We start from the raw sequence: 16,988 nt of genomic DNA, 5'->3' as shown, positions 1-16,988 counted from the left end.
TCTACGCTCGGCCGTGGGAGCGCTCCCCCAGGCCGCCGCGTCGGGCTCACCGGGCAGGTTCACGACGGGCACCGTCCGATCACCATCAAGCGATGGGACCTTCCCGCATGTTCTCGATTCCCCGCCCGTCCCGGCGGCACCTGCTCGTCGGCGGCGCGGTCGGCGCGCTCGCCCTCGCGGCGGCGGCCGTCCTGCCGTCGCCGAACGCGATGGCGGCGACCGGCTGCGCCGTCACCTACACCACCAACTCCTGGCCCGGCGGCTTCACCGCGAGCGTGGTGGTGCGCAACCTCGGTGACCCGGTGAGCAACTGGACGCTCGGCTTCACCTTCCCCGACGGTGGCCAGCGCGTCGTGCAGGGCTGGTCGGCCACCTGGCAGCAGAGCGGCTCGGCGGTCACCGCGCGCAGCCTGGACTACAACGGCGCGCTCGGCACCGGCGCGAGCACGACCGTCGGCTTCAACGGCTCGTGGACCGGCGCGAACCCGAACCCCACGTCGTTCACGCTCAACGGCACGGCCTGCACCGGCGGCACGAGCACCCCGCCGCCCGCGACCACGCCGCCACCGACCACTCCCCCGCCGACCACCCCGCCCCCCACCACCCCGCCGCCGACCGGCACCACACCGGTCGCCATCAACGGCCAGCTCCAGGTGTGCGGCGTCAACCTCTGCAACCAGTACGGACGGCCGATCCAGCTGCGCGGCATGAGCACGCACGGGTTGCAGTGGTTCGCCAACTGCTACACCGACGCCTCACTGGACGTGCTGGCGAACGAGTGGCGCTCCGACCTGCTTCGCGTGTCGATGTACGTGCAGGAGCAGGGCTACGAGACCAACCCGGCCGGATTCACCGCCCAGGTGAACACGCTCGTGGACAAGGCCGAGGCCCGGGGCATGTACGCCCTGATCGACTTCCACACGCTCACCCCCGGCGACCCGATGTACAACCTGGACCGGGCCAAGACGTTCTTCGCCAACGTGTCGGCGCGCAACGCCGCGAAGAAGAACGTGATCTACGAGATCACCAACGAGCCCAACGGGGTCAGCTGGTCGACCATCCGCACCTACGCCGAGCAGGTCATCCCGGTGATCCGGGCCAACGACCCGGACGCGGTGATCATCGTCGGCACCCGCGGCTGGTCCTCGCTGGGCGTCTCCGACGGCAGCAACTCCGACGAGATCGTGAACAACCCGGTGCGGGCACAGAACATCATGTACACGTTCCACTTCTACGCCGCGTCGCACCAGGACAACTACCGCAACGAGGTGCAGCGCGCGGCGAGCCGGCTCCCGCTGTTCGTCACCGAGTTCGGCACCGTCACCTACACCGGTGACGGCGCCGTCGACACCGCCAGCAGCAACGCCTGGCTCGACCTGCTCGACCGGCTGAAGATCAGCTACGCCAACTGGACGTTCTCCGACGCTCCCGAGGGCTCGGCGGCGCTCCGGCCGGGCACCTGCGCGTCCGGCTCGTTCAGCGGCACGTCGGTGCTCACCGAGTCCGGCGCGTACATGCGCGACCGGATCCGCACCGCCGACAACTTCCCCACCTCCTGACCGGGCGGCCGGCGGCGATCCTTTCCCCTTCGGGTCGCCGCCGGTCAGCCCTCCACCAGGCCGGCCCGGCGCCACAGCGCCCGGCCCGGACCGGCGACGAGACCCAGGTCGGTCAGGTGGTCGGCGATCCGCTGCGCGGACCAGCGCAGCGTGGCCCGCCAGTGCGGATTCGCGCGCGCCGCGGCGCGGCCGGCCGCCGGGTCGATGCCCACCGCCGCGTACGCCCGCGGGTGCACCAGGCGCCGCGTGATCGAGTACGCGGCCCGGCCGATCACCAGCCGCGCGTACGCGAGCGCCACCGGTCCGGCGGCCTCGACCTGCCGGGTCAGCTCGTCGCGGGCGAAGCGCACGTGCCGCGCCTCCTCCACCACGTGGATGCGCGACACCATCCGGATCAGGGGCTGCAACGACTCGTCGGCCATGATCTCGCGCTGGAACGAGTCGAGGATCTCCTCGGCGATCAGGATGGCCGCGTACATCTGCGGGCCGGTCGCGGTGGACTTGAGCCAGCGCCCGAGCAGGTGGTCGAACGGCTCGGCGCGGTAGACCGGGGCGCCCGCGGCCTCGATGAGCCGCCCGAACATGATGGAGTGCCGGCACTCGTCGGCGACCTCGGTGAGCGCGTACTGGGCGTGCCGGCTGGTCGGGTCCGCGTCGTAGTACTGCCGGATCAGCATCTGCATGAGGATCGTCTCGAACCAGATCCCGGCGCTGGCCGCGCTGGCGACCTCGTGCTTGGTCAGCTCGACCCGCTGCTCCTCGGTCAGCCCGTCCCACAGTGGAGTGCCGTAGAGGCTGCTGCGCGACGGCGGCAGCCAGTACGCGCCGGGCACCGGTGGCGCCGACCAGTCGATGTCGACCATCGGGTCGTAGCTGGTGCGCACCGAGGCGGAGAGCAGGCGGTCGGCGACCGCCTCGCGCGGGAATCCGGCCATGACCCCTCCATATTGACGTAACTTCGAGTAACTGTTACGAGTGGTAGCATGCGACGCACCACCACCGATGTCAATGGCCCCGACTCCCCCGGGGAGCCGGCCGCACCCCGCTCCGGCGGGCGGCGCGACCGCTGGGCCGACCACCGCGAGCAGCGGCGGCAGGAACTGATCGCCGCCGCCGTCCAGGCGCTGCTGCGGCACGGCCCGAGCGTCGACATGGACCAGGTCGCCGCCACCGCCGGGGTCAGCAAGCCGGTGCTCTACCGCTACTTCGCCGACAAGGCACAGCTCTGGCTGGCGGTCAGCGAGATGGTCGCGGCGCGCGTGGTGGCCGCCATCGCGCCCGCCGTGGAGCAGGTACGCGAGGAGCGGGCACTGGTCGAGGCGACGATCGACGCGTACCTGAGCGTGGTCGAGTACGAGCCGTCGCTCTACCGGTTCCTCGTGCACGAGTCCGGGCATCCCGGCATCCAGCAGGTGGTCACCGGCACCAGCCGGCAGGTGGCGACCGGGCTGGCCCGGGTCATCGGCGACCGGCTGCGCGCGCTCGGACTCGACGCCGGTCCGGCCGAGCCGTGGGCGTACGGGCTGGTCGGGTTCGTCCAGGCGGTCGGCGACTGGTGGACCACGCACGGGCAGCCGATCCACCGGGCCGCGCTCACCGAATACCTGACCACGCTGCTGTGGAGCGGCATCGAGGGGGTCCGCCGGGGCGCGGACCTGCCACCGGAGCTGACCCGCGCGCACGAACGGATCGACAAGTGACCTGGGAGGGCACGGCCCAGGTCGCCGGTACGACGGTCCGGCTGCACGGCGGCGGCCGGTTCGAGCCGGTCGACGGCCGCTACCACTGGGCCGGGCGGGTCGAGCCGGAGCCGCGCCTGGTGCGGCTGCTGCGCTCCGGCCGCCGGGACGTGGAGGTCCGGATCGGCGAGCGGGTCACCAGGGCCCGGCTGGCCGAGGTGGACCCGTGGGGCGGTGTCCGCATCACCGGCGTCGGCACGCCACCCTGGCCGCCGGACGACGAGTGATCCGGGCCGTACCGTGAAGGGATGACGCCTCCCGCCACCGTGCTGCTGGTCTTCGGCCGCGGGGTGGTGGCCGGCGACGACGGCTACCGGCTCACCGCGGAGAGCGTCGCGCGCACCGAGGCCGCGGTGGCCTACGTCCGCGCGCACGCCGAGGCGTTCCGCCGCGCGCCGGACGCCCGCGTCGTGTTCACCGGCGGCTGGCCGCACAGCCGGGCCGGCGCGCCCGGCCCGCCCGCGGGATACCGGGAGGCGGAGCTGATGCGGGCGCTGGCGCGCGAGGCCGGCCTCGACGCGTACGCCCGGTCGGCGGCCGAGACCCGCTCCCGCACCACGCTGCAGAACCTGGCGCACACCGTCCAGGACGGGCTGCTGGGCGCGGCGGAGTTCACCGCGCGGCACCCGCTCGGGCTGGTCTCCCACCCGTGGCACCTGCCCCGCGTCCGGATGCTGGCCGCACGCGTGCTCGGCCTGTCCGGCCCGGCGCTGACCGACGTGCCGGTGACCGCCCCCGACCCGGTGCCCGTCCGGCGGGAGCGGGCCGCCCGGGCACTGAGTCGGATCGGCCTCCTCGGTGTGCGTACCCCGGAGGCGTCGCTGCGCCGCGAGCGGGCGCTGACCCGCGCCGCCGACCGGATCGGACGCCTCACGCCCCGGCGGTGATTCACCACCGCGCGCCGGGGGTACGAGCGTCCTCGATCGACCCGGCGGGCCGTGCCGGCGGGCGAGTCCACCCGGGAGGTTCCGTGATCGTGCTCGTGCCGGTGTACCGGCCCGGTGACCGGCTGCCGCCGCTGGTCGGCGACCTGCGGGCGGCGCTGCCCGGCGCCGGGGTGCTCGTCGTCGACGACGGCAGCGGCCCGGCCGCCGACGGGGTGCTGCGCGCGGCCCGCGACCAGGGCGCGACGGTGCTGCGCCGCCGGGTCAACCGGGGCAAGGGCGTGGTGCTGCGCACCGGCTTCCGGTACGCCTCGACGCACCTCCCCGGGCGTGACGTGGTCTGTGTGGACGCCGACGGCCAGCACGGCGTGCCCGACGTGTGCGCGGTGGCCGAGCGGACGCGCGCCACCGGCGCGACGACGCTGGGCGTACGCGAGTTCGACGGCGAGGTCCCGGCGCGCAGCCGGTTCGGCAACGCGGCGACCCGGGTGGCGTTCCGGCTGGCGACCGGCCGGGACGTGCGGGACACCCAGACCGGGCTGCGCGCCCACCCGGCCGCCCTGCTCGGCTGGCTCACCACGATCCCCGGTGACCGCTTCGAGTACGAGATGAACGTGCTGCTGCGGGTGGTGCGCGCCGGGCTGCCGGTCGAACAGGTGGAGATCGCCACCCGCTACCACGGCGACAACTCGGGGTCGCACTTCTCCGCGCTCGCCGACTCGGTACGGATCTACCGGCCGCTCGCCGCCTCCGCGCTCGCGCGTGTGACCGGCCGCTCCGAGGTGGACGGCCCCCCGGCCGCCGCCGTCACGACGTCGCGTCCCACACCTGCGTCTCGAACTGCCTGAGCTGCTCGCGCAGCGACGGCGGATACGTGGTGCGGTACGGGTGCTCCCCGGCCGGGACCACCCGGACCATCTCGTCGATCATCTCCTGCGGATCGCGCTGGTGGCCGAGGTAGTCGCCGAAGTCGGGACGGGGCAGCAGGGCTCCGGACTCGTCCCACCACTGGGACATGGTCTCCACGCCGGTGTCGTTGTACCCGGTCCGGTACGGGCCCGGGCTGATCACCGCGACGCGTACCCCGCGCGGTTCCAGCTCGCCCTTCATGGCCCAGGCCAGCGCCTCGATCGCGTGTTTGGTGGCGGCGTAGACGCCGATGAAGGGACGGGTCCGTACGCCCACCGCCGAGGACACCCAGACCACCTTTCCCGCGCCCCGGGCCAGCATCGGCGGCACCAGGTCCTGCGCCAGGTGCAGGTGGCCGAACACGTTCACCTCGAACGACCGGCGGACCCGCTCCATCGGGATCTCCACCACCGCGCCGGCCTCCTGCACGCCGGCGTTGAGCACCAGGATGTCCACCCGGTGCCGGGCCGCGGCGGCCCGGTCGGCCGGGTCGGTGACGTCCAGCTTGATCGCGTCCAGGGTGACGCCGGCCCGCTGCGCCTCGGCGCGCAGTTCGCGGACCTGGGGCCAGACCTGCGCGGCGGCGATCACGTGGTGGCCGTCGCGGGCCAGCCCGAGCGCGGTGCCCCGGCCGAGCCCGCTGCCGGCCCCGGTGATCAGGATGTCGGCCATCGAGCTCAGCCCTGCCGGGCCTTCTGCCGCCGGTCGGACTTGTTGAGGACGAACAGCTTGCCCCGGCGCCGGACCACGATCGAGTCGGCCTTGCGCTTGAGCGCGCGCAGGGAGCTTCGGACCTTCATATCCGCTCCTTCGGTTCCCGCCGGTGTCCGTCCGGCACGGGTACCCGCCGGCGCGGCGCTCATGCCCGGGCGGGGTGGTGGCGTCGCCGTGGCGGGACGCCACCACCTCGTCGTACGGGCGGATCAGGCGGTCGTGCAGGTGCTCCCGTTCAGCGTGAACGAGGCGGGCCGGCCGGTGTTGCCGGTGTGGGTGGCCTGGAAGCCGATGTCCACCGAGCCGCCCGGCGGGATCGACGCGTTGTAGGACACGTTGCGGGCGGTCACCGCGCCGCTGGACGGGCTGTACGTGGCGTTCCAGCCGCCGGTGATCGTCTGGCCGCCCGGCAGCGTGAACGCGAGGTTCCAGCCATTGATCGCCGTGGTGGACGTGTTGGTGATCGTCACCGCGGTGGTCAGGCCGTTGTTCCAGGCGTTCACCACGTACCCGACCCGGCAGGCGCCCGACGCCGGCGGCGTGGTCGGCGGCGTCGTGGTGGGCGGAGGCGGAGTGGTGGGCGGAGGTGTCGTCGGCGCAGGCGTCGTCGGCGCAGGCGTGGTGGGGACGGCCGTGGTGGGCGGCGGCGAACTGAAGTCCAGGCCGAAGAAGCGGATGACCTGCGCCGCGTCCACCGGCAGGTTGTGCGTGACGCCCTGCATGCTGATCGCCTCGACGGTCGCGGTGCCGCCGGTGCCGCCGTAGCGGGTACGGGTGTAGCCGGGCTGCGGACTGTCCGTGTAGTCGGGCGTCTGGCTCAACCCGTTGACGTTCGTCCACTGGTCGATCTGTTCGCCGAAGTTCGGGTAGCGCAGCGTCTCGTCGTTGGTGCCGTGCCAGATCTGCATCCGCGGGCGCGGACCGGTGTAGCCGGGGTAGGCGTTGCGCACCAGGTCACCCCACTGCTGCGGGGTCTTCAGCACCTGGCCGTTGGCGCACTCGCTGTTCCACTCCGAGCCGTTCGTGGTGGCGAAGCAGCCGAACGGCACACCGGCGAAGGCGGCACCGGCGCGGAACACGTCCGGGTAGACGCCGAGCAGCACGTTCGTCATCATCGCCCCGGACGAGGTGCCGGTGGTGAAGATCCGCTGCGAGTCGACCGGGTAGCGCTGCCGCACGTAGTCCACCATCGACTTGACGCCCACCGGGTCGCTGCCGCCGTCCCGACGCAGCGCCTGGGGCGAGGACACGTCGAAGCACTTGCTGCTGCGCGTCACCGACGGGTAGACCACGATGTAGCCGTACCGGTCGGCGAGCGCCGCGAACTGGGTGCCCGAGTACATGGCCGGGCCGCTGCCGGTGCAGTAGTGGTTCACCACGAGCAGCCCGGGACGGGCCGCCACGGTGTCCGGGACGTACAGGTACATGCGCAGGTTGCTCGGGTTGGTGCCGAAGTTCGTCACCTCGGTCAGCGCGGCGGCCGAGGCCGGACCGGGGACGGCGAGCGCCGCCGCCACGGCGAGCCCGGCAGCGGCCAGCGCCGCGCCGAGCAGCCGGAGTCTGCTCTTTCTGGACAGCATGCTGTTCTCCTCGGTGGTGGGAACGCCGCGCGACGCGGCGTTCTCGCCGGCGAGGCGCCTGCGACGGGCGGCCCGGACCCTCGGAGACGAGATAGACAGTCGCGGATCGATGCGACTCGAATCGGAGTCTAGGCCCCGCCCGGCGGGCCGACAACCGCCGCGGTCACCCGGCGGGCGCGGTCGGGGTGGGTGAGCACGTCCACGCTGTCCACGTACTGGTCCACCGCGCCCACCGGCGGACGCTCGCGCAACTCCGGGTCGCTGATCGCGGCCCGCAGCGCCTCGACGAACCGGCAGGCGTGCAGCACGAGGAACGGCCGGTCGTGGAACGGCCGCGCCGCCGGGTCCACCGGCGGCGCCAGCGCGGCGTCGTTCGTCCAGCCGGCCACCGTCTCCAGCGCCCGGACCAGGCCGGGCTGCCGGGCCGCCCAGTCACCCGGGCCGAGCGCGGCGCCGAGCCCGTCTGCCACCGGCGCCGCGTCCGGCAGCGTCGCGAACACCGTGCCGAGCCATTTCGCGTACGGGGGCCAGCGCCGGTGCAGCAGCAGGCCGAGGCGCATCAGGTCCCGGGCCAGCCCGGCGACCACGACCCGGCTGCCCAGGTCGTCGCCGACCTCGGCGCAGCGGCCGGCCAGGTGCTCGGCCTGGGCGACCCGCTGCCACCCGGAGGCCAGCACGTGCCGCCACACGTCGTCCGGATACCACGCGAGCCGGGCGCGGACACCGGTGAGCGCGCCGTCGAGCCCGTCGTGGAACACCGCTCCCCCGGTCAGCTCGGCCAGGCGCTGCGTCGGCGTCGCCAGCCAGTCCGCCACCGACATCCCGGCGCGCGGATCGGTGCCGAGCCGGTCGCGCAGCCAGCCGCCGAGTTCGTCCACCGTCACGCCGTGCCGGTCGCCGTCGGCGTGCACCGTGCCGAGCCGCGCCTCCGGCCCGCCGGCGTACCGGGTCGGCCAGCCGAGGAACCGCGCCGGCAACTCCGCGTCCAGCACCGCCCGTACCGGCGCCACGTCGTGCGCTCCGCCCACGAAGACCTGGGTACGCGGACCCCAGTCGTGGTCGGTGGAGCGGGGCGTGTCGAGGCCGAGCAGCTCGGAGCCGCCGTCGAGCAGACCGGCGGAGTACGGCAGGCCGGGCAGCCGCCGCGCCAGCAGCGGACCCACCACCTCGTCGTGGAACCGGCGGGCCAGGGTCAGGCCGGGTACGAAGCTCACCCCGCCAGTCTGCTCATGCCGCGCCCCGCGCGCGCCCGGGTTTCCGGCCCGGCGGTCGCCTCCCCCATCTCGTCACAGGGCTGTGGAAGGCTTGTCGCCGTGGCACACCGACAGCCGATCCTCCTGATCGACTCCCCCAGCCTCTACTTCCGCGCTTACTTCGGCATCCCCGAGTCGGCCGCGAAGACCGACAACGGCCAGCCGGTGAACGCCGTACGCGGCTTCCTCGACATGCTCGCCCAGCTCGTGCGCACCCGCCGGCCCGACCGCATGATCTGCGCGCTCGACCACGACTGGCGGCCGGCGTGGCGGGTCGAGCTGCTGCCGTCGTACAAGGCGCACCGGGTCGCGCCCGAGGGCGGCGAGGTCGTGCCGGACACGTTGTCCCCGCAGGTGCCGATGATCCTCGAGGTGCTGGATGCGCTCGGCATCCCCGCCGTGGGCGCCACCGGCTACGAGGCCGACGACGTGCTCGGCACGCTCTCGGTGACCCAGCCGGGCCCGGTCGAGGTGGTCTCCGGCGACCGCGACCTGTTTCAGCTCGTCGACGACGCGCACCCGGTGCGCCTGCTCTACGTCGGCCGGGGCGTGGCCAAGCTGGACGACTGCGACGACGCGGCGGTCCGCACCCGTTACGGCGTGCCCGCCGACCGGTACGCCGACTTCGCGGCGCTGCGCGGCGACCCCAGCGACGGCCTGCCCGGCGTCACCGGGGTCGGCGAGAAGACCGCCGCCCGGCTGATCGACCGCTACGGCGGCCTCGACGGCATCCTGGCCGCGCTCGACGACCCGCGCTCCGGCTTCGCGCCGGGGCTGCGGGCCAAGCTCGACGCCGCCCGCGACTACCTGGCGGTGGCGCCGAAGGTGGTCCGGGTCGCCACCGACGTGCCGCTGCCCGAGCTGGACCCGACACTGCCGGCGGCGCCGAGAAATCCGGACCGGCTGCTGGAGCTGGCGCAGCGCTGGAACCTGGCCGGCTCGTGCCGCCGTCTGGTCGACGCCCTCGCGGGCGACCGATCGTGATCAGTTGATCACGGTCGGCGGTCGGTGCTCCGGCGGGACGGGAACTGGGCGCCGGGCTGCGCCAGCGTCGAGCGGGCCCGCAGGCCGACCGGGTCCGGCGCCGGCTCGGCGGGGGCAGCCGTGGACGGTCCGTCGTCGAGCCGCGAACTGATGTACGCGGCCCCGGCGCGGTCGTCGTCCGACGGCGCGGCGAGCAGCGCGTAGACGAGCCCGACCACGCCGAAGACCACGGCGAGCACGATCGGCACCAGCAGTCCGCTCACCTCGGTGCCGGAGGCCGGCCCGCGGCTCTCGTGCAGGTGCACCGACAGCGCGCTCATGCCGGTGAAGTGCATGCCGTTCACCGCGATGCCCATGACCAGCGCGGACGCGGCGATGGCGAGCACCCGCCGGACGGTCATCGCCAGCCAGAGCGCCACGGTGGCGGCCACGATCGCGATGACCACTGAGAGCGTCACCCGCAGCGGGTCGTAGCCGAACGAGCCGTCCAGGCGCATCGCGGCCATGCCGGTGTAGTGCATGGCGGCCACCCCGGCGCCGGTGAAGAACCCGCCGGCCAGCAGCCGGGGCGCGGCGAGCCGGCCGGTGCCCACGATCCACAGCCCGATGCCGACCGACACCACCGCGATCACCGTGCTGGCGGCCGTCAGCGGCACGTCGTACCGGATACGGGTGCCGCCGACGGCGAACCCGAGCATCGCCATGAAGTGCATGGCCCAGATGGCGGTGCCGCCCAGCGCCCACGCCGCGAGCAGGCCCCACCAGGCACGCTGCCCGCCGCTGGTGGCGGTCCGGATCCGCCCGGCGCAGACCAGCCCGAGCGCCGAGCCGAGCACCGACAACGCGTAGCTGAGCGCGGGTGTGATCCACCCGTACTCGAAGTGATTGATCTCGCCCACGACGCCCTTCCCTCACCTCGGCCGAGCGCGAAGCACGGCACGCCCGGGGGCAATGATCGGGCAGGCCCTGATCAGGGCATGCATCGACCCCCCGAGAATTCGCGCAGTGGCAGCGTCGTGACGCAGCGATGCGTCGGTTTTCGGCCGCGCGTGACCGAAAGTGACCCTCAGGCGGAGGCGTGGTAGGCCAGCACACCCCGGTTGACCGCCGCGATGGCCTGGCGGGCCGTGCCGCGCAGCTCGGCGGAGGCGCCACCGGAGTCGGCGACCTGGCCGAGCAGGTCCACCACCTGGCGCGCCCAGCGGACGAAGTCGCCCGCCGGCATCTCTCCGTCGATCTGGTGGCCGCTGGCCAGCACCTTCGCCAACGCCTCGCCGCGCGCCCAGCGGTAGATCGGCCAGGCGAAGCCGAGATCCGGCTCCCTGGTCACGGCGAGGCCGCGCGCCGCCTCGTCCGCCTCGATGTCCCCCCACAGCTTGAGCGTCTCGTCGACCGCGTCGGCGACCGCGCCACGCGGCAGCGACGCCCGCTCGTCGACGTCCCGCCGGGCCTCGAAGACCACCACCGACACGGCGGCGGCCAGCTCGGCCGGGGACAGGCCGTCCCACACGCGGCGGCGCAGGCACTCGGCCACCAGCAGGTCGGCCTCGGTCCAGATCCGGGCCAGCATCCGCCCGGCGTCGGTGACCTCGCCGTCGGCGGCCAGGTAGCCGCGCGCGGTCAGCAGTGCGACGATCCGGTCGAAGGTCCGGGCCAGCGAGCCGGTCCGCCCGGACACCCGCTGACGCAGCTCCTCGGTGTCGCGTTCCAGCCGGCGCCGGCGCTCCGCCCAGCGGGCGTGCTCCTCCCGGTCCGGGCAGGCGTGGCACGGGTGCGCGCGCAGCTCGACGCGGAGCTGGCTGAGCCGGTGGTCCTCCCCCGCCGCCTGACGGGACCGGCCGCCCCGCCGCCCGCCGTGCCGGTCCAGGCCGGTGCCGCTGACCGCCGCGGCCAGATCCCGCCGGGCCGCGGGCGAGCGGTGGTTGAAGTGCTTCGGCACCCGGATCCGGGTGAGCACCTCGGCCGGAGTGGTGAAGTCGCCGGGGGTGACCCGCCCGGCCCAGCGGTCCTGGGTGAGGACCAGCGGCCGGGGCTCGCCGAACCCGCCGGTGGCCGGGTCCAGCACCACCGCCAGGCCGGCTCGCCGCCCGGACGGCACCCGGATCACGTCACCGACCCGCAGCCGCTCCAGCGAGGCGACGGCCGCCGCCTTGCGCTGGGTCTGGCCCTGCCGGGCGATGGCGCGTTCCCGGTCGGCGATCGCCACCCGCAGCGCGAAGTACTCGTCGAAGTCGCCGTGGTGGCAGGCGGCCTCCGCGCCGTACGCCTCGATCGTCTCGGTGTTGCGCTGCACCTGCCGGGCCAGGCCGACCACCGACCGGTCGGCCTGGAACTGCGCGAACGAGGACTCCAGCAGTTCCCGGGCCGGCGCCGCGCCGACGCTGCCGACCAGGTTGACGGCCATGTTGTACGAGGGCCGGAAGCTGGAGCGCAGCGGATAGGTGCGGGTGGAGGCGAGCCCGGCGACGTGCCGGGGGTCGGTCTCCGGCGACCAGACCACCACCGCGTGGCCCTCCACGTCGATGCCCCGGCGGCCGGCCCGGCCGGTGAGCTGGGTGTACTCGCCGGGGGTGAGGTCGACGTGGGCCTCGCCGTTGAACTTGACCAGGCGTTCCAGCACCACGCAGCGGGCCGGCATGTTGATGCCCAGCGCGAGCGTCTCGGTGGCGAAGACGGCCTTGACCAGCCCGCGGACGAACAGCTCCTCGACGACCTCCTTGAACGCCGGGAGCATGCCGGCGTGGTGCGCGGCCAGGCCCCGCTCCAGCCCGTCCAGCCACTCCCAGTAGCCGAGCACGGACAGGTCCTCGCCGGGGATGGCGGTGACCCGCGACTCGACCACCCGGCGGATCTCGGCGCGTTCGTCCGGGGACGTGAGGCGCAGCCCGGCGGCGAGGCACTGCTGCACGGCGGCGTCGCAGCCGGCCCGGCTGAAGATGAACAGGATGGCCGGGAGCAGCCCTTCCCGGTCGAGCCGGTCGACGATGTCCGGGCGCATCGGGCCACGCCAGCGCGGGCCGCGCCGGCCGCCGCCGGGGCCGGCGCTGCGGCCCTCGCCCAGTTCCAGCCGGCGCATCGTGTCGCGGGTGTAGCGCAGCAGCTCGGGGTGCACGTCGTGCTTGCGGGCCGCGTCGGCGTCGTGGAACAGGTCGAACATCCGCTTGCCGACGAGCATGTGCTGCCACAGCGGCACCGGGCGGTGCTCGGAGACCACCACGGCGGTCTCGCCGCGCACGGTGACCAGCCAGTCGGCGAACTCCTCGGCGTTGGAGACGGTGGCCGACAGCGACACCAGGGTGACCGACTCCGGCAGGTGGATGATCACCTCTTCCCAGACCCCGCCGCGGAACCGGTCGGCCAGGTAGTGGACCTCGTCCATCACCACGTACGCCAGGCCCTCGAGGGTGGCCGAGCCGGCGTAGAGCATGTTGCGCAGCACCTCGGTGGTCATCACCACCACCGGCGCGTCCCCGTTGATCGCGTTGTCGCCGGTGAGCAGGCCGACGTGCGCGGCGCCGTAGCGGTCCACCAGGTCGTGGTACTTCTGGTTGGACAGCGCCTTGATCGGCGTGGTGTAGAAGCACTTGCGCCGGGTCGCGGGCGCGTCGCCGCCGGGCCGGCCGCGCAGCGCCAGGTGCACCGCGAACTCGCCCACCACGGTCTTGCCGGCGCCGGTGGGGGCGCAGACCAGCACGCCGCTGCCCCGCTCGAGCGCCTCGCACGCCTCGCGCTGGAAGTCGTCGAGATCGAACCCGAGATCCAGGGAGAATTCGTCCAGGGCCGGGAAGGCGGAGGCCTGCGCGGCCCGGCGGCGCGCCGCGGCGTACCGCTCGGCGGGGCTCGACATGGATCCAAGATTAATCGGTGCCGCCGAGGAGTACCGGTCAAGGCCATCCGGCAGGACGGTCGGAGCGGTCGGTAGGGTGCACGACGTGCCGGACCGTACCGAACTGCCCCACGTCTCGAGCGGCGCCGACGACGCCGTCCGCCCGGGCCCGTCCCGCCGGCCCGTGGAGGCGGTGCTCTTCGACTTCCACGGCACCCTCGCCCAGGTGGAGGAGCCGCTGGCCTGGGTGCTCGCCGCCGCGTCCGCCTGCGGCGTCGAACTGGACCGGATCCGGGCCACCTCGCTGGCCGACCGGCTGCTCACCGCCGGGCGTGCCGGTGGCCCGCTGCCGGCGCGGGTGCCGCCCCGGCTGGCCGAGCTGTGGGCCGACCGTGACCTGTACCCGCACGCGCACCGGGGCGCGTACACCGGGCTGGCCGAGACCGTGGACACCGGCATCGACGGGTTCGCCGACGCGCTCTACGAGCGGGTGCTGGTGCCCGAGGGCTGGGTGCCGTACCCGGACACCGCGCCGGTGCTGGGTGCGCTGCGGTCCGCCGGGGTGAAGGTGGCAGTGGTCAGCAACATCGGCTTCGACCTGCGGCCGCTGTTCGCCGCCTGGGACCTCGACGCGCTCGTCGACGCGTACGCGCTGTCGTACGAGGTGGGGCGCTGCAAGCCGGACCCGGGCATCTTCCTGCGGGCCTGCGGGATGCTCGGCGTCGACCCGGAGCGCACCCTCATGGTGGGCGACACCCCGGCCGACGCGGGCGCGGTGGCGGCCGGGTGCGGGGTGCTGGTGCTGCCCTGCGCCGACGCGGGCCGCCCGAACGGGCTCGGCGCGGTGCTGGACCTGGCCGGGGCCGTCTGAGAACACCCCCCAGCGGCGCAAACGCGTCGCGGCGTACCGGCTACCGTCAGGGGCATGACCGGTGCCCACCCCTTGCCGCCGCGTGCGCCGGGACGGCTCGGCGGGGTCGCGCTGGTGCTCGGCGGGGCCCTGTCGGTGCAGTTCGGCTCCGCGCTGGCCGCGCTGCTGTTCCCGCGTACCGGGGTGGCCGGGGCGGTGACGCTGCGGCTGACCATCGGCGCCCTGCTGATGCTCGTGGTCTGCCGCCCCCGGGTACGCGGGTACGGACGCCGCGACTGGGCCTCGGTGCTGGCGTTCGGGCTGGCCCTGGCCGGCATGAACTCGATCTTCTACCAGGCGATCGAGCGGATCCCGCTCGGCCCGGCCGTCACCCTGGAGGTGCTCGGGCCGCTGGCGCTTTCGGTGATCGCCGCGCGCCGGGTGGCCGCCTGGTGCTGGGCCGCGCTGGCACTGGCCGGGGTGGTCCTGCTCGGCCAGGGCGGGTTCGACCGGCTCGACCCGGCCGGCGCCGCGCTGGCCCTCACGGCGGGTGCCATGTGGGCCGCGTACATCGTCTGCTCGGCGCGCATCGGCGCGCGGTTCCCCGGCGCGGACGGGCTGGCCCTCGCGCTGACCGTCGCGGCGCTGCTGACCCTGCCGTTCGGGCTGGCCGACGGGGGTGGCCGGCTGGCCGACCCGGTGGTGCTGGGGCTCGGCGCCGGGCTGGCGCTGCTCGCGTCGGTGCTGCCGTACAGCCTGGAGCTGGCCGCGTTGCGGCGGCTGCCGACGGCGACGTTCGCGGTGATGATGAGCCTCGGTCCGGCGATCGCCGCGGTGGCCGGCTGGCTGGTGCTCGGGCAGGCGCTGCGCCCGGTCGAGGTGCTCGCCATCGCGCTCGTGGTCGCCGCGAGCGCCGGCGCGGTCCGCGCCGCCGCGCCGCCTTCTCCGCCGCCGGCCGTTGCCGGCCCGCCGGGTGCCGCGGATGCGCCGGTGGTCAGCGCAGCAGCCGCAGCGCCGCCGGCACGGCCGTGACGGTCACCGGCAGGTCGAGGGAGCGCTCCCCGTCGGCGTACGTGGTGATGCCCTCGGCGGCCAGCTCCACCGTCCGCGCCCGGTAGACGCGCGCCAGCGGGTGCGTGACGTGGGTGCCCTGGTAGATCTGCGGCTTGACCCGCATCAGCGTGCGCCTGTCGAACCGCCCGCCCACCACCACGTCCAGCAGGCCGTCGTGCGGGTCGGCGTCCGGGCAGATCCGCATGCCGCCGCCGTAGCTGGCCGTGTTTCCCACCGCGACCAGCACCGCGTCGACCTCCTGCGCCTGTCCGTCGAGGACCAGCCGGTAGCGGCGTGGCCGCAGCCGGGCCAGCTCCACCACGATCGCCAGGTCGTACCGGCGGGGGCCGCGCGGCCAGCGCATCCGGTTGGCGCGTTCGTTGACGATCGCGTCGAAGCCGGCCGCGAGCACCGCCCCGAACCAGCGGTCGGCCTCGCCGGGCCGGGACAGCCGCGCCAGGTCGACCGGGCGGGAACGGCCGGCGGCGAGCGCCGCGGTGATCACCTCGACGGCGGCCACGGGGTCGGCCGGGAAGCCGGTGTCCACGGCGAAGTCGTTGCCGGTGCCCGCCGGGACCGGCCCGAACGGCACGGCGGTGCCGGCGACCGCCTGCAACGCGCGGTGCATCGTGCCGTCGCCGCCCACCGCGACGAGCGCACCGGCGCCGCCGGCGACCGCGGCGTGGCACGCCGCTTCCGCCTCCCCGGGGGTACGCGCGCGCAGCAGCTCGACCGGGCGGCCCGCTCCGGCGAGGCGCTCCAGGATGCCGGGCAGCAGACCGCGGTGCCGCCCCCGGCCCGCGGTCGGGTTGGCGAGCACGGCGACGGGGCCGGACGGGACATGATCGTGCGCGGTCACGGCGAGCACCGTACGGCACCGGTCCCGCAGGTCACCAGAGCGACATCGCGGACATGCGGCCGGCGCACGCCGACGGCGCCCGGCAGGGGGTGCCGGGCGCCGTCGCGGGGGTGGTTCAGGGCAGGTCGATCGGGCGCAGCACCCGGTCCACCGCGTGGGCGATCTGCTTGTTGCCCTTGTTGATGTCGTACCGCACCACCTTGGCGTTGCGGTCGCTGGTGTCGGCGTCGACCAGGCGCACCTGCCGGCCGAACCAGTAGTGCTTCACGTCCACCTCGACGGTGGCGCCGAGCGCGGTGGTCAGGTCCGCGCCGTCGGCCTTCAGCGCCGCCTTGCGGTCGATCGTCGCGCCGGGCACGACGTGGTAGAGCAGGACATCCTCCACGGTGTCCACGCCGAGGCCGGCGACCGCGTCGAACGCGGCCTTCTCGCCCGGCAGCTTCTTCGCGGCGGTGATGTCCCGGACCAGCTCGCGGAACGCGTAGTCGTTCGGCACGAACGCGGTGAGCGCGACGTTGCCGTCGGTGAGCACCTTCACCGGCGAGTCCGGCTTGGCCTGCAGCACCGTCAGGACCGCCTTCGTGAGCACGTCGAAGTCCCACGGGTTGCGGTCGAAGCCGCTCTTGTCCGCGGTGAGCACGGCGGCCAGCGACCGCGTACCCGGCTGCTTGGCGCCGGCCTGGGCGGGCACGGCGACGGCGGTGGTGGCCACCGCCGCGGCCGTGGCGCCCACGGCGAGCCGGGCGGCGAGACGAGCGATGTTCATCGGGGAGCCTTT

The 16,988-nt window shown here is 74.4% G+C and carries 17 protein-coding genes; 8 read left to right on the top strand and 9 right to left on the bottom strand.

Features of this window, described 5'->3' with window-relative positions:
- Positions 1 to 107 precede the first annotated feature (107 nt).
- Positions 108 to 1,559: a cellulase family glycosylhydrolase gene (locus ACQP26_RS14645; RefSeq protein ID WP_269707093.1), complete on the top strand. Its 1,452-nt coding sequence runs from the start codon at positions 108 to 110 to the stop codon at positions 1,557 to 1,559.
- A gap of 44 nt (positions 1,560 to 1,603) precedes the next feature.
- Here ACQP26_RS14645 and ACQP26_RS14640 read toward each other — a convergent pair whose 3' ends face one another.
- Positions 1,604 to 2,494: an AurF N-oxygenase family protein gene (locus tag ACQP26_RS14640; protein WP_269706415.1), complete on the bottom strand. Its 891-nt coding sequence runs from the start codon at positions 2,492 to 2,494 to the stop codon at positions 1,604 to 1,606.
- Positions 2,495 to 2,542: 48 nt separating this feature from the next.
- Between ACQP26_RS14640 and ACQP26_RS14635 the strand changes: the two genes are divergently transcribed.
- From ACQP26_RS14635 to ACQP26_RS14620, 4 genes are all read left to right on the top strand, one after another.
- Entirely contained in the window at positions 2,543 to 3,259 is a 717-nt protein-coding gene (locus ACQP26_RS14635; RefSeq protein WP_433495968.1) for a TetR family transcriptional regulator, read from the top strand.
- A complete protein-coding gene (locus ACQP26_RS14630; protein WP_269706417.1) occupies positions 3,256 to 3,525 on the top strand; it encodes a DUF4873 domain-containing protein in 270 nt (89 codons plus the stop codon). The genes ACQP26_RS14635 and ACQP26_RS14630 overlap by 4 nt, the downstream gene beginning before the upstream one ends.
- A 21-nt stretch (positions 3,526 to 3,546) precedes the next feature.
- Positions 3,547 to 4,185, top strand: a complete 639-nt coding sequence (locus ACQP26_RS14625; RefSeq protein ID WP_269706418.1) for a YdcF family protein — start codon at positions 3,547 to 3,549, stop codon at positions 4,183 to 4,185.
- Positions 4,186 to 4,268: 83 nt separating this feature from the next.
- Positions 4,269 to 5,030 carry a glycosyltransferase family 2 protein gene (locus ACQP26_RS14620; RefSeq protein ID WP_433495967.1) on the top strand — a complete coding sequence of 254 codons (762 nt, stop codon included), beginning with the start codon at positions 4,269 to 4,271 and terminating at the stop codon, positions 5,028 to 5,030.
- On the opposite strand, the gene ACQP26_RS14615 is transcribed toward ACQP26_RS14620, so the two are convergent.
- The 4 genes from ACQP26_RS14615 to ACQP26_RS14600 all read right to left on the bottom strand — a co-directional run bounded on the left by ACQP26_RS14615 (position 4,990) and on the right by ACQP26_RS14600 (position 8,599).
- Positions 4,990 to 5,763, bottom strand: a complete 774-nt coding sequence (locus tag ACQP26_RS14615; RefSeq protein WP_433495966.1) for an SDR family oxidoreductase — start codon at positions 5,761 to 5,763, stop codon at positions 4,990 to 4,992. The two genes, ACQP26_RS14620 and ACQP26_RS14615, sit on opposite strands and share 41 nt — an antisense overlap.
- A gap of 5 nt (positions 5,764 to 5,768) precedes the next feature.
- Entirely contained in the window at positions 5,769 to 5,891 is a 123-nt protein-coding gene (locus tag ACQP26_RS14610) for a ribosomal protein bL36 (protein WP_043324353.1), read from the bottom strand.
- A 123-nt stretch (positions 5,892 to 6,014) separates the two neighbouring features.
- Positions 6,015 to 7,385, bottom strand: coding sequence for an extracellular catalytic domain type 1 short-chain-length polyhydroxyalkanoate depolymerase (locus ACQP26_RS14605; RefSeq protein WP_433495965.1), 1,371 nt, complete (start codon positions 7,383 to 7,385; stop codon positions 6,015 to 6,017).
- 128 nt (positions 7,386 to 7,513) lie between these two features.
- Positions 7,514 to 8,599, bottom strand: a complete 1,086-nt coding sequence (locus ACQP26_RS14600; protein ID WP_433495964.1) for a DUF4037 domain-containing protein — start codon at positions 8,597 to 8,599, stop codon at positions 7,514 to 7,516.
- A gap of 99 nt (positions 8,600 to 8,698) precedes the next feature.
- On the opposite strand from ACQP26_RS14600, the gene ACQP26_RS14595 reads away from it, so the two are divergent.
- Entirely contained in the window at positions 8,699 to 9,622 is a 924-nt protein-coding gene (locus ACQP26_RS14595) for a 5'-3' exonuclease (RefSeq protein WP_433495963.1), read from the top strand.
- Between the two features lie 8 nt (positions 9,623 to 9,630).
- Here the strand turns inward: ACQP26_RS14595 and ACQP26_RS14590 are convergent, their stop codons facing one another.
- On the bottom strand, positions 9,631 to 10,521 hold the full coding sequence (locus ACQP26_RS14590) for an MHYT domain-containing protein (RefSeq protein ID WP_433495962.1): 891 nt from the start codon (positions 10,519 to 10,521) through the stop codon (positions 9,631 to 9,633).
- Positions 10,522 to 10,688: 167 nt separating this feature from the next.
- Positions 10,689 to 13,469: a DEAD/DEAH box helicase gene (locus tag ACQP26_RS14585; RefSeq protein WP_269706426.1), complete on the bottom strand. Its 2,781-nt coding sequence runs from the start codon at positions 13,467 to 13,469 to the stop codon at positions 10,689 to 10,691.
- An 85-nt stretch (positions 13,470 to 13,554) separates the two neighbouring features.
- On the opposite strand from ACQP26_RS14585, the gene ACQP26_RS14580 reads away from it, so the two are divergent.
- The gene (locus ACQP26_RS14580) at positions 13,555 to 14,319 is read left to right on the top strand and encodes an HAD family hydrolase (protein WP_433495961.1); all 765 of its coding nucleotides are present in this window, start codon (positions 13,555 to 13,557) and stop codon (positions 14,317 to 14,319) included.
- 54 nt (positions 14,320 to 14,373) lie between these two features.
- Positions 14,374 to 15,330: an EamA family transporter gene (locus tag ACQP26_RS14575; protein WP_433495960.1), complete on the top strand. Its 957-nt coding sequence runs from the start codon at positions 14,374 to 14,376 to the stop codon at positions 15,328 to 15,330.
- Here the strand turns inward: ACQP26_RS14575 and ACQP26_RS14570 are convergent.
- Positions 15,293 to 16,219, bottom strand: a complete 927-nt coding sequence (locus ACQP26_RS14570) for a diacylglycerol kinase family protein (RefSeq protein WP_433495959.1) — start codon at positions 16,217 to 16,219, stop codon at positions 15,293 to 15,295. The genes ACQP26_RS14575 and ACQP26_RS14570 overlap by 38 nt on opposite strands.
- A 106-nt stretch (positions 16,220 to 16,325) precedes the next feature.
- Positions 16,326 to 16,976 (bottom strand): fasciclin domain-containing protein, encoded by a 651-nt coding sequence (locus ACQP26_RS14565; RefSeq protein WP_281577990.1) that lies wholly within the window; start codon positions 16,974 to 16,976, stop codon positions 16,326 to 16,328.
- Positions 16,977 to 16,988: the final 12 nt, after the last annotated feature.

It is taken from the genome of Micromonospora sp. CA-248089 (assembly GCF_050948515.1).
GTDB lineage: Bacteria > Actinomycetota > Actinomycetes > Mycobacteriales > Micromonosporaceae > Micromonospora.
The sequence above is the reverse complement of the archived record's forward strand: the minus strand, read 5'-3'. Positions and strand labels throughout refer to the sequence as shown.

What these genes read in the sequence shown, in the direction of transcription:
- ACQP26_RS14610 (WP_043324353.1), bottom strand. Translation starts at nt 5,891, where the DNA reads ATGAAGGTCCGAAGCTCCCTGCGCGCGCTCAAGCGCAAGGCCGACTCG.
- ACQP26_RS14640 (WP_269706415.1), bottom strand. Translation starts at nt 2,494, where the DNA reads ATGGCCGGATTCCCGCGCGAGGCGGTCGCCGACCGCCTGCTCTCCGCC.
- ACQP26_RS14605 (WP_433495965.1), bottom strand. Translation starts at nt 7,385, where the DNA reads ATGCTGTCCAGAAAGAGCAGACTCCGGCTGCTCGGCGCGGCGCTGGCC.
- ACQP26_RS14645 (WP_269707093.1), top strand. Translation starts at nt 108, where the DNA reads ATGTTCTCGATTCCCCGCCCGTCCCGGCGGCACCTGCTCGTCGGCGGC.
- ACQP26_RS14585 (WP_269706426.1), bottom strand. Translation starts at nt 13,469, where the DNA reads ATGTCGAGCCCCGCCGAGCGGTACGCCGCGGCGCGCCGCCGGGCCGCG.
- ACQP26_RS14565 (WP_281577990.1), bottom strand. Translation starts at nt 16,976, where the DNA reads ATGAACATCGCTCGTCTCGCCGCCCGGCTCGCCGTGGGCGCCACGGCC.
- ACQP26_RS14635 (WP_433495968.1), top strand. Translation starts at nt 2,543, where the DNA reads ATGCGACGCACCACCACCGATGTCAATGGCCCCGACTCCCCCGGGGAG.
- ACQP26_RS14625 (WP_269706418.1), top strand. Translation starts at nt 3,547, where the DNA reads ATGACGCCTCCCGCCACCGTGCTGCTGGTCTTCGGCCGCGGGGTGGTG.
- ACQP26_RS14615 (WP_433495966.1), bottom strand. Translation starts at nt 5,763, where the DNA reads ATGGCCGACATCCTGATCACCGGGGCCGGCAGCGGGCTCGGCCGGGGC.
- ACQP26_RS14575 (WP_433495960.1), top strand. Translation starts at nt 14,374, where the DNA reads ATGACCGGTGCCCACCCCTTGCCGCCGCGTGCGCCGGGACGGCTCGGC.